The following is a 12107-nucleotide window of genomic DNA, read 5'->3' on the forward strand; positions in this document are numbered from 1 at the left end:
TGCTTGGAAAAAGAACCACCCTATTGGGTGGTTCTTTACTTATACGCTTCGACACAATTCTAACCATCTCTCAATCCCCGAACTCCTATATTTTTGCCGATGCAGAGCGAAATAAAATTCTCTGTGAAAATTTCTCTGTGATACCGGCAATTCGACCAATGAGCCCCGCTTCAGGGCGTCTGCTAAAGAGACCCTAGATAGGCAACTGATACCGAGTCCAGCTTCCACGGCTCGCTTAATTGCCTCTGTATGCTGCAGCTCCAACAATATATGAAGGTTTGGAAGTAATCCGACCATTGCTCGTTCAAAAGTCTGACGTGTGCCGGAACCGGGCTCCCGGGTAATCCAGGTGGCTTTGAGTAGATCTTTGTCTGTTAGGCGCTTGCGCTTGGCGAGGGGGTGAGAGGGGGCGCAAAAGACGACTAATTCATCACTGCGCCAGGGAATCATTTCCAGATCCGGGTGATTAAATTCGCCCTCGATAAGCCCAAGGTCGAGCTCAAAGTTGAGCACCCGCTCTGTAATTGCCGAGGTATTGGCGACCTCCAGCTCCACGCGTGTGCCGGGTTGCTCCTCCATGTAGCGCGCCATTACGTTCGCTGCCAGGTAATTGCCGATGGTTAGGGTTGCCCCTATTTTTAGGCGTCCCAGATCTCGATGACTGGCCAGGCTTTGTTCCAGTTCCTGTGCCCGTTCCAGCAGCTCTTCCGCTTTGGGCCATAGTTGTCTACCCAGCTCATTCAGGCGCAGGCGCTTGCCGGTGCGCTCAAACAGGCGCAGCTCAAACTGCTGTTCGAACTCTTTCAGGGCGGTGGAGGCGGCGGACTGTGACATGCTCAGGCTCTCCGCTGCACGGCTCACATTCTCGTGGTGGGCACAGGCCAGGAACACTTCCAGTTGGCGCAAGGTATAGCGCAAAGAGAAATCTCCACTTGATCGTTAAAATAGATAAGGAATATCGAAATATCCCACTTTGCCAATAGATCTTCCAGGGCTAAAATTCAACTATCAAGAGACTCGTGGAATAACCGGTTTTAAGTTTATGTCCAAATTGAATATAGAGAAGGTGTTGGAAGTCCATCATTGGAACGACACGCTGTTTAGCTTTAAGACCACCCGAGATTCGGGTTTTCGCTTTGAGAACGGACATTTCACGATGATCGGTCTGCAACAGGACAACGGTCGTCCACTGCTGCGTGCCTACTCCATTGCCAGTGCCAATTACGAAGATGAGCTGGAGTTCTTCAGTATCAAGGTACCCGATGGCCCGTTGACTTCCCGCCTGCAGAAGATTGTGCCGGGCGACGAGATCTACGTGAGCCAGAAGCCCACCGGTACTTTGGTTGCGGATCACCTGCTACCTGGCAAGCGCTTGTGGTTGCTCTCTACGGGTACTGGTTTGGCACCTTTCATGAGCATTATTAAAGACCCCACGGTCTACGAACGTTTCGACCAGGTGATTCTTACCCACGGTGTGCGCTATGTCTCTGAACTGGCCTATCAGGAGCAGATCGAGAAGGAGCTACCTGAGCATGAGTATTTTGGTGAGATGGTGCGTGAGCAGCTGCTTTACTACCCCACTGTAACCCGTGAGCCCTACCGTAATACCGGTCGTCTGACTGACTTGATGCTGTCCGGTAAGTTATTTACTGATCTGGATGTGCCCAAGCCAAATGTTGAGGAAGACCGCTTTATGTTGTGCGGCAGCCCGGCAATGTTGAAGGACCTCACCAATATCCTTGATGACTGGGGATTCAAGGAGACCCGTGCAGGCGTGCCGCACGAATATGTGATTGAGCGCGCTTTCGTAGAAAAATAAGTTGGCCAGTCCAGCGATGAAAAACCACCCGCGCGGTGGTTTTTTTATGGGTGAAATACCCATCGTGGAAACTATCCTGACCATGTGAAACACTTGCCTTTTATCCTGATTCGAAAGTGAGATTGCTGGGAGTGGCTAGATGAAGCTGTTTTCGCTGGGTGTCATACTGTTTTCCCTACTATGGCTAAGTGCCTGTACACGGGTGCCGGAGGGAGTTGAGCCAGTACAGAATTTCCAGCTGCAGCGCTATTTGGGCCACTGGTATGAGATTGCTCGCTTGGACCACTCTTTCGAGCGGGGCCTGACTTTGGTAACCGCCGACTATACCCTCAACCCCGATGGCTCTGTTGCAGTGGTCAATACCGGTTACTCGAAGGCCCGCGATGCCTGGCAGCTGGCAGAGGGGCGGGCTGAATTTGTCGGCCCGAGTGATATAGCCCACCTGAAGGTTTCTTTTCTCGGCCCTTTTTATTCGTCTTATATCGTTATTGATCTGACAGACGATTATCAATACGCGATGGTATCCGGCTACGATAAATCCTATCTGTGGATTTTGTCCCGCACCCCGACTATGCCCAAGGATGTACTGGAGCAGTTTATACAAAAAGCCAAAGCCCTGGGTTATCCCGTCGATCAGCTGATATTCCCCAAGCAGGAGGCGCAACCGGGCAATAAACCTTCGGCGCAGTCTTCAAGAGAGTGACCTGTCCAATAGCCTGCGTTCCCGCCACCAGCTTATGCACACCAGTAACAGCAAAATCAGGGCCGGCCACTGACGCTCAAGCGGTACTTTGCTTGCTTGGCTATTACCTATTGGGCCCAGGCGTGCACTAGCCATTTGTCGGGTCTCCCTGGCATTTACAGACTGCTGCCACTGGGGCCAGTCCTCCTTGGCAAAGATATAGAAATCCAATGCCGCTTCGGCCTTTAAATCCGTCTTAAGCTGATGCCAGCCAGAACTCTGTGGCCAGAAGCTGTAGCACTGGCCCTGGGAATTACTACTTACGGCGACTCCACTGATGGGTTGGGAGTTTTCTTGGGAGCTTAATAATACTGGTCTCTGATTAGAAAAAAGTGGGCTGCATAGGGTGGTGCGTTCCTGTGTACGCGGTAACTCATTGGAGAGCGTTACTGGCTGCTGACGTCCCAAATGCTTGAGTTGGTAATCGATAATGGATTTCCACAGGCTGGCGAATTCTGTAGCAAAGCCACTGGTTAGCCAGCGGTGGCTGTCGCTAAATAGGATAAAACCCAGGTGCTGCGTCTGGGTTGACCGTCCCCAGAAAAGCGGAGTTTCTCTTTCACCCAGTAATAAGTCGTTGGGGCCGGGCTGCACGGCTGTAAGGCCTCGATTGCGCAGTGGGGGAATCTCCAGATTGTCCGCTTTTTGGTAGCCAAAGCCGGAATGTAAATGGGGTGCTTCTCCCCTTTGCAGAGGCATGGAATGGCCAGCAGCGTATTGGAGAAACTCTTCAGAGCTATCGTCACTGACTAACCATAACAGTGACTTTGTAGTGGCCAGCTCGTTGAGCTGACGTTTTTGTTGAGAGGAGAGCTGTGGCCACAAACTACTATCGAGAATGACTAAATCGAAGGGACTTTCCTTTGTGAGTAGATCCGCAGACTCGGTAAGGGGAAGGCCGTTGAGAGTTTCTTTTCTACTAATTTCAGGTGCCAGCTGAGTCATCACTTGTGCTGCTACGCCGGATTGATGCAGCCAGCGGGACAGGGCGGCTGTCTCAAAAGAGGGGCGTGCGAGCCACAGTAATAACTTGGGCTGAAGCGGTTCTCGCACCAGGATGGGTAAGGGATCTGTATGGGTTTCGCCGGCTTCGCTTTCCGTCCGTACTCGGTATAGCTGGGGGCCAGCGAGTTTTGGAGTGGCAGTGAGTTGTGCCTGAATTGTTTCTCCCACTTTTAGCTCAAGACTGTCTTCAATATGGCCGTAGGGATTGAGCAGACTAATTTTTACGTTTTCAGTCAGTGGCTGGCTGTTGTGAACCTTTAACTTTAAAGAATCACCCAAGGTAATTCGCCGCTGCCAGTCCAATTCCCAGCGGACATCAGATTCCAGGATCTTCGATAACTCTAGACGCACCGGTGCCAGGTCCCGAAGTTTGTCGCGGCCGAGTGGCTCCCCATTGAGAGAGATATTTTCCACACCATTGAGATTTATTGGATGTGAGCTCGCCAGTTGTTTGCTGTCGATAGAGATATTGCGCTCGGCGGGAATGATTGCCGGCGGCTGCCAGAGCATCCAGGCACTCAACCAAATCGCCAGTTGCAGGCCATAGTCGAACGGCTTGGCACCTCGGCGGCGCAATAGTACGAGTAATGCTAAGCAGGCCAACAGGCACAGGCCGGGTATCAAGAAATCAATCACAATGATTTCTCCCCTTGCTGGTGTAGCCAATGGCTGAAATGGCCGTCGGCCTCAGTTTGCAAAGGCAGTGAAGGTGCAGATTCCGGTGCTGGCAGTAGCTGATAGAGCAGCTGATTTAGGGAGTTTGTGCAATCAATGCAATTCGGTTGTTGGTGGCGCTGCTGGTATAAACGCAGCTGTTTGGACAGTTCCAGGCCGAGATCTAATGATTGCTCTGTGGCTAGCTCATTTATCTGCACCAGCAGATCGGTATCGAGTTTGGCGCCAGAGTCTACCTGGGCCATTAGGGCGAGCACCTGTGCTCTTTGTTTTTGTTCAAAGGCACTGTCGACAGTTTCTGGCGCTACGTCTTCCCGTTCACCGCTAAGCCGGCGGCTTTCGTCTATGGGGGGCGCCTCGAACCCGACTCTTTGTAAGTAAATACGCGAAGCCTGTTGTACTTCCTTGATAAAGCGCAGAGCCCGGTGCTGGTGGGGCAGTGAGGCCTGAGGCTCTATAACCGACAGGTCGCGCCAGGAACTCCACATGGCATTCAGCGCATTGCGCAGTAGCTCCTTTGTTTGTGGGTCAAACAGGGTGGCATGTTCAGAGCTGTCATGCTGATGCCCGGCAGAAGCAACTATTCGTGCCGCCTGTTTGAAGCGGGAGTCATACTGGGCGAAGGGAGTGGCATTTTCTTCGCCATGTGACTGGTGCTCACCTTGTTCTGTATGATCGTGGCTATGGCCGTGTTCGGACTCCTCTTTATCATCGTGCTTCTCGCTCTCTGCGCCAGAATGCTCCGCTTCCGAATCCTCTTCGCCGAGAAAGCGGCCGTAGCGCATGCGCAGCAAATTCTGTTCATAGGCTAAACCCTCGGAGCGTTTGCGAAAGGCCTGCGGTTGTAGCTGCTCTCGCTCGGCTAGCAGGGCCTCGGTATCAATAATCAGCTGGCGTTGGCTGCGGAAGTACTCCGGTAATATCTTAATCGCCATCCCCTCGCTGTCACTCAGCCCGAAAATCTCTTCTTGCGGCCAGCGCAAGATAAAGTGTTGGCTCTTGGCAACGTTGGCGCTGGGCTCGCGGTTATCCCTGGCCTCCAGATACCAGTAGAGTTCATCTCCCGCTTCCATGGAAAACTGGTGGATGGGCAGCAGGAAATCGTAGCGAACTGCTTTCTTATCTTCCGAGGGGTTTGTTGATAAAGCAGTGGATTGCAAACTGGTGAGAGGAATACGCTCTTCGCGAAAGCGTAAATTTTCCCCGGTGCCGCTGGCGAGGGTGACCAATAAATCCGCAGAACTCACCTGGTAATCATCATTAATGATTACTTTCACGGGAATACTTTTAGCGCTGCCTTGAATCGTATCGACGCGCAGGCTAGGTGCCTCAAAGGTAAACTCCGGGGCACTGTCTTTTTGCACCCGAATATTATGGATTTCCGGCAACAGCATTTGGCTCTCCGTGAGTTGCACTGAGAGCTGGTAAAAGTCTGCCTTAGGGATAGTGCGTTGTAATTGCCATTTTTTACTGGGTAGAGCACCTAGTGGAGAAAAGGCGAAGCGCTCAGTTTCGGCCAGCATTTCCAGCCCTTGCACCGGTTGATTGAATTCAAGTTGCCACTCGACCTTGGACTGCTCCGGCACATCGACTTGTAGGGATTGGCTGTCGGCTGCGAGCCCAGTGTAGGCGGGCGGCTGGATATGGGTTGCTGCGCGGGTTATGGCGAGTTTTTCGGCAACGGGAATAGCTGTATTTTGTTGCGTGGTCTCAGTTTTATCCCCGGTGAAGTGAGAATCGCTCAGTACAAATAACAATAGTCCCAGGCAGGCACCGAAGGCATTTGTCAGGGTACTGCGGAGTTTTTTTGGACCGAAAGGCGACCGGTCGCCACTTTCCAGCAGTTGTTGCAGCTCTGTTTCGATACGCGTGCGCTGTAATTGCTGCAATGGACTTAGGTTGGTTTTCTGTTGGCTAAGCAACTGGCTGCTGTCTTGCAGCTGTGGATATTGTCCATCCAACTGTCGACATAGGCTTTCAGGGCTTAGGCGCCAGCTGCGATCCAATAGAATTGCGACAACAATAATTCCGAGCCAGGCGAGCAATAGCCACTGTGGCCAGCCGAATACAAAAATACCCAAGCCAGCCAGCAGGCTGAGGCCAGTGGCAAGCCAGAGATAGGGCCGCAGGGCTGCCAGTTGCCAGCGCCTGCGCACAGCGTTAAGTGTTAACTGGCCCTTATCCATGATTGGCCTCCCGATTACTATCAGTTGCCATGATGGATCGAGGTCGGGATAGGGCAATTAGGCGTTCAAAAGCGAGAAGTAACAGTAAGACGGCTATTAACCAGGGTTGCAGTTGTTCAATACGACGGTTTTCCACCTCGCTGTTTTCTACAGGAAGGCCTGCCAACTCTCTATGGCCAGGCCAGTGGCCACGATTTTGGTGTTGTAGGGCCCAGTCTTGCCCAGACCAGTGCTGCCATAAACGTTCAGGTAAATCTGCGCGGCGATAAAAGGCCTCGCTATACCAGTCACTTTCGTAGCGCAGCCAACTTCCCCGTCCCACTGAGGCCGCTTGAGCCGATTGGCTGTTATCCACAGCAACGAAGTTGAGCTTATCGGCAGGGGGGATGCTGTTGTCGGTGATTAACAGGCCGCCTCCTGTAACAAACTCCAGCACGGTTTGTGGCAAGGGAGCGGGGCCTGTATAGATAAGCCAATCTATTTGCTCGACGCTGGGCGCCTTTTCTTGTTCCTGAATATGCACCGATAGTCCTGGCATTTTACTTTGCCAGTCTTCCAGCACTGGCGCCCACCAACTGGGCGCTTTGCCCATTAAAGCGATACTTGGTAATACCGGGCCCGGAGCTGTGGATGGTTTGTCGAGGCCGTGCCACTGCCAGTGGGGGCTGACTTTTAGTGCCTGGTGGGACGTTGGAACTTCGTTGTTTATCAACAGGATATGAGCCCTGCGCAAATCCACCCGGCGTGATAGTGCCGATAGAGTTTTCCACAGGTCCACATTTTGTGGTGGGGGTGAGGTTACGGAAGATGTTTCTGGGGATAACCACAGCACTTCATAACCTTCCCCCACAATCTGCGGCAGTGAATTGTGGATAAATGTATTCGCTTCGCCCGTCCCAATTCTGGGGTCTACCAGTATCACGCCCTCTTGGGGATAAATTTCCCGTTTAATCAGCGGCTGTGCTAATAAACTTGCCAGTAGGGCGACGATTAGCAGGCGCAATAGCAGCAACCACTTGTTATCCACAATAGGGCGGCGCGCGCGACTCTGTGAATATCTTTGTACCCATTGCAGCGCAGCAAAGGAGATCTGCTGTGGATTACTTTGGCGCAGCAAATGAATGGTGATAGGGATAATCAGGGCTGTGAATAGCCATAGCCACTGTGGGGATTGAAATAAGTTATTTATCCACAACATCTCAGCACAACCTGCCGTGCAGTTGAATAAATTGCCGCAGTGACTTTTCCACAGGCTGCTCGATAAGGTCGGTCTGCAGTGAACACTCCTGTGTGGCAAAGCGTGCTTTTAACTCGCTCTGTGCATGAGCAAAAGCATCCAGGTAAGACTGGCGTTGCCGCTCGGCGTCCACTTCTAAAGTTGCGGGAGTACTGGCGCTTACTTCTGGATTGAGCAGCTTTAGCTCTCCGACAAAAGGAAAAGTCTGCTCGGCTTCAACTAACAACTGCAGTGGCAGGCAGGGGCGGCCGGCGGCATGCAAGCGTGCGGCAAAATCGCCGATCTCATTGCCCTGTTGAAAAAAATCACTCAGCAACACCACCTGACAGGGGCGTTCAAAGTATTGCCACAGCGGCGCCAGTTGAGCGCGATCTGGCCAGTGGTCGCTGGCGTCGAGTTGTTGTAGCTGAAGGGCAATTTGGCGCTGGTGGCTCTCACCCTGGCCTTCGGGCACATAAACCGTCCGACTGCTGTTAAACGCCAATAGGGAGTAGCTGTCTCCCTGGGCGTTGAGCAGCCAGCACAGGCTGGCAATCCAACACTTGGCGTAATGCAGTTTATTCAGGCTGGACTCGACAAAGCTTGCCTGGCCCAGGGAAGCGCTGGTATCGAGCACAAAGCACACGTGCATGCGGCTCTCCTGCTCGGTCTCGCGCACATAGTAGCGATCGCTGCGGGCGAATAGTTTCCAGTCGATATGGCGAATGGAATCACCCGCTTGATAGCCTCGGTATTGGTGAAACTCCAGACCGGTGCCACGGCGCTGGCTGTGTTGCACACCGAGCATCACGCCCTCGGCGACATGCCGCGACAGCCACACCAGATCGCGACAACTGGCCAGGGTTTTGGGGGACAGGTATTCCACGCTGATCAGTCCCGGCCCGGTTCCGGCACCGCTGCCAGTAATTCTTCAATCAGCTGTGGCATCTGCACGCCATCGGCCTGGGCCTGGAAGCTGAGCAGCACCCGGTGGCGCAGCACTGGCAGTAACAGGCTGCGGATATCCTCGCGGGTGACGGCGAGGCGTCGCTGCAATAGGGCCCGCGCCTTGGCGGCGAGAATTAGAGCCTGCCCTGCGCGGGGGCCGGCGCCCCACTTGATCCACTGCTGCAGGGTATCGCTGCCGCTGGTTTCCATACGGGTAGCGCGCACTAGTGCCGCCACGTAGCGGTACAGATCGTCGCTGACATGAATTTCCCGTACCAGTTGCTGCATTTCGCGCAATTGCTCCGCATCCAGGCTGGGGCTGGGTTTGACCCTGCTGGCACCGGTGGTGGAGCGCAGGATTTCAACTTCATCCCGCTCATCGGGATAGTCGATATGAATATTTAACAGGAAGCGGTCCAGCTGAGCTTCCGGCAGCGGATAGGTGCCGGCTTGTTCGATGGGGTTTTGTGTGGCCAGTACGAAATAGGGATCGGGCAATTTCAGTGTTTTACCGCCCACGGTTACTGAGCCTTCCTGCATGGACTCCAATAGGGCTGCCTGGGTTTTCGGCGGTGTGCGGTTAATTTCATCGGCGAGCAGGATATTGGTGAAAACCGGGCCCTGCTGGAATTTAAAAAAGCGCTTGCCGGTGCTGTGATCCTCCTCGAGGATCTCACTGCCAAGAATATCTCCGGGCATTAAATCCGGGGTGAACTGCACCCGCTTAAAATCCAGCGCACTGGCATCGGCGAGGGTTTTTACCAGCAGGGTTTTACCCAGCCCCGGCACCCCTTCGAGCAGGGCGTGGCCGCCGGCCAACAGGCAGATCAGCATCTGCTCCACCACAGGTTTCTGGCCGACAATCACCCGCGCAATCTCCTGTTGCAGATTGTCGAGGCTGTGCAGTTGTTCTTCGATACTATTTTCCAGGGTGGTCAGCATAATCAGCTCGTCAGTGCGTAAATAACAATGTTCACCGCAAATTTTGTGTTATCGATGGCGAGCCAGCGTTTGTTGCGGTAGTCGTAGTCCCATTCGCAGCCGAAATCCTTATTGCTGTAGAGCACGGCGATACGGCCGTTTACAACAATGGCTTTCAGGTAGTCGTGCACCAGATCATCACCCCAGCCATTTAATTCAAAGCTGGTTACCGGCAATTCATCGAATTGAAAGAAACAGCGGTAGAGGTCGTGATCGTCCGGGAGTTTTTGCAGGCAGTCTTCGCCAAACAGCTCGGCCATTTGCGCTTCGAAAGATTTGGCAAAGAGACCGTCGATATCGTGGTTGCAGTCGTCGACAAATACAAAGCCGCCGCGATTGACGTAATCGCGAAAATTCTTTGCCTCTTCCGTGGTGAACTGAACCAGCTTGTGTCCGGCCAGGTAGCAGAAAGGCGCCAGCAGCATTTTCTTATCGGCCAGCGGCACTATGTGCTCTTTAGGATCAACCCTGAGATTGGTGTACTCCACCAGTGAATTGAGCAGGTTGGAGGGCATGCGCTGATCCACATCCCAGTCACCGGACTCGTACATCAAGCGGGTGAAATAAAAATCGTAGTGCTCCTGCGCACTACCCGGTGCGGTATTTTGTGCGCGTGTACCCAGCGGCAGCGCTGCGGCGCAGCTACCCAGGATCAGGCGCTGGAGAAAAGCCTTGCGGGTGAGGGACACGGGATAACTCTGTTACTGCGTTGGTTTTTATTGTTGAGAGCAAAGGAAAGAAGGTGCTCCGTTCGAGACACGCTGTAAATACATCCCTGTACGATCGTAATCGGCATCCATGCCTCATACGGTCTCGAACGGAGCACCTTCTTTCCTTCTACCCATTTATTTTCAATGCTGGGAGCTGACTGGTGTGCTAGCCAGCTCCCGCCTGGATCAATGGCTAGCCCAGCTTGCGCTTGGTGTTAATCACATTGATACCGTCGAAGCGTGCAGTGGAACTACCGTGGGACACGGCACTGGTTTGCATCGGCTGGCCCTTGCCGTCAAAGAAGGAACCCCCCAGGCGGTAGTCGCGCTTGTCGCAAACCTGCGAGCAGGCATTCCAGAATTCCTGAGTGTTGGACTGGTAGGCGACGTCTTCCACCATGCCGGTAATTTTGCCGTCTTCAATCTCGTAGAACAGCTGTCCACCGAACTGGAAGTTGTAGCGCTGCTGGTCGATGGAGAAGGAACCGGCACCCACAATATAAATGCCTTTCTCCACATCCTTGATCATATCGTCGACGCTCAGCTCTTCCTTGCCAGGCAACAGCGAAACATTGGACATACGCTGGAATTGCACGCTGGACCAACTGTCGGCGTAGCAGCAGCCGTGGGATTTCTTTTGCCCCAGCATATGTACCTGGTCGCGGGTGGCCTGGTAGTTCACCAGTACGCCGTCTTTTACCAGATCCCAGTTGCGGGTCTTCACGCCTTCATCGTCGTAGCCGACGGCACCGAGTGAGCCGGGCTGAACCTTATCGGCAAACAGGTTGACCTTGTCGCTGCCGTATTGGAATTTGCCGCTGCGCCATTTATCGATAGTGGCGAAAGAGGTGCCGGCAAAGTTGGCTTCGTAGCCGAGCACGCGGTCTAGTTCCAGCGGGTGGCCGACGGATTCATGGATGGTGAGCCAGAGGTGGCTTGGGTCCAGCACCAGGTCGTACTTGCCCGGTTTGACCGATTTAGCAGTGAGCTTTTCCTTGGCTTGTTGTGCCGCCAGGCGTGCATCTTCGGCCATATCGTAGGAATCGCGATAGAGCACCGTCTGCGCTTGGATCTTGTCTTCGGCGCGGCCATCGAGGTATTCAAAGCCGCGTCCTACCGGCTGGCTGAGGCCCTGGCGGGTGCGGAAGCCGCCGGTTTTCTTGTCCACTGCGGTGACCGAGAAGGGCGCCCACAAACGGTGAACATCTTGGTCGATATAGGAGCCGTCGGTAGAGGCAAAATACTTTTGCTCGTTCACCAGGTACAGCATGGAGTTGATATAGCTGGCGCCGGCATCCAGGGCGGACTTGTTCACATCCATCAACAGATCCACCTTGTCGGCCAGTGGGATCTGCATAGCGTTTTTCTGGATGGGTGTCTGCCAGCTGACTTCGCCATGACCTTTTACCGGGGCCAGTTGTACTGGCTCCTGCTGGTACTTGGAGTTGGCTTTGGCGGTAGCTACTGCCTGGCGGGTGGCGCGGGCGACGCCATCGGCGGTCAGGTCATTGGTGGCAGCAAAGCCCCAGGTACCATTGGCGATAACACGAATTCCCATACCAATAGATTCCGTGTTCACCACGTCTTGCACTTTCATCTCGCGGGTGACCACGTATTGGTTCAGGTAACGGCCAATGCGCACATCGGCATAAGTGGCGCCGAGTTTGGTGGCGGTATTCAGGGCCACATCGGCAAATTCTTTTTTTACCGAGAGATCGATACCGCTTTGCGTCAGTTTGCTCTCGGCCACCAGATTGCCGGACAGCGGCAACATGGAAACACCCAGGCCGGCACCGCTGAGCTGGAGAAATTTTCTTCTATCCAT

At 53.7% G+C, this 12107-nt stretch carries 10 protein-coding genes; 2 read left to right on the forward strand and 8 right to left on the reverse strand.

The annotated features are described in order from the left end of the window. Positions 1-39: 39 nt before the first annotated feature. Entirely contained in the window at positions 40-918 is an 879-nt protein-coding gene (locus tag ACJJID_RS17850; protein ID WP_444920628.1) for a LysR family transcriptional regulator, read from the reverse strand. A 124-nt stretch (positions 919-1042) separates the two neighbouring features. Between ACJJID_RS17850 and ACJJID_RS17855 the strand changes: the two genes are divergently transcribed. Both ACJJID_RS17855 and ACJJID_RS17860 read left to right on the forward strand, forming a co-directional pair. Then, positions 1043-1819 carry a ferredoxin--NADP reductase gene (locus ACJJID_RS17855; RefSeq protein ID WP_152450420.1) on the forward strand — a complete coding sequence of 259 codons (777 nt, stop codon included), beginning with the start codon at positions 1043-1045 and terminating at the stop codon, positions 1817-1819. Positions 1820-1958: 139 nt separating this feature from the next. Beyond that, positions 1959-2522 carry a lipocalin family protein gene (locus tag ACJJID_RS17860; RefSeq protein ID WP_152450422.1) on the forward strand — a complete coding sequence of 188 codons (564 nt, stop codon included), beginning with the start codon at positions 1959-1961 and terminating at the stop codon, positions 2520-2522. Here ACJJID_RS17860 and ACJJID_RS17865 read toward each other — a convergent pair. From ACJJID_RS17865 to ACJJID_RS17895, 7 genes are all read right to left on the reverse strand, one after another. Beyond that, on the reverse strand, positions 2511-4202 hold the full coding sequence (locus ACJJID_RS17865; RefSeq protein ID WP_444920629.1) for a hypothetical protein: 1692 nt from the start codon (positions 4200-4202) through the stop codon (positions 2511-2513). The two genes, ACJJID_RS17860 and ACJJID_RS17865, sit on opposite strands and share 12 nt — an antisense overlap. Next, on the reverse strand, positions 4199-6427 hold the full coding sequence (locus ACJJID_RS17870) for a hypothetical protein (RefSeq protein WP_444920630.1): 2229 nt from the start codon (positions 6425-6427) through the stop codon (positions 4199-4201). The genes ACJJID_RS17865 and ACJJID_RS17870 overlap by 4 nt, the downstream gene beginning before the upstream one ends. Next, positions 6420-7625, reverse strand: a complete 1206-nt coding sequence (locus ACJJID_RS17875) for a BatA domain-containing protein (RefSeq protein ID WP_444920631.1) — start codon at positions 7623-7625, stop codon at positions 6420-6422. The genes ACJJID_RS17870 and ACJJID_RS17875 overlap by 8 nt, the downstream gene beginning before the upstream one ends. A 1-nt stretch (position 7626) precedes the next feature. Beyond that, positions 7627-8529, reverse strand: coding sequence for a DUF58 domain-containing protein (locus ACJJID_RS17880; protein ID WP_444920632.1), 903 nt, complete (start codon positions 8527-8529; stop codon positions 7627-7629). Between the two features lie 5 nt (positions 8530-8534). Beyond that, entirely contained in the window at positions 8535-9533 is a 999-nt protein-coding gene (locus tag ACJJID_RS17885) for an AAA family ATPase (protein WP_444915071.1), read from the reverse strand. Between the two features lie 2 nt (positions 9534-9535). Next, positions 9536-10261: a DUF4159 domain-containing protein gene (locus ACJJID_RS17890; RefSeq protein WP_444899365.1), complete on the reverse strand. Its 726-nt coding sequence runs from the start codon at positions 10259-10261 to the stop codon at positions 9536-9538. Between the two features lie 214 nt (positions 10262-10475). Continuing rightward, a complete protein-coding gene (locus ACJJID_RS17895) occupies positions 10476-12107 on the reverse strand; it encodes a TldD/PmbA family protein (RefSeq protein ID WP_444920633.1) in 1632 nt (543 codons plus the stop codon).

Source organism: Microbulbifer sp. CnH-101-G, from assembly GCF_052466775.1.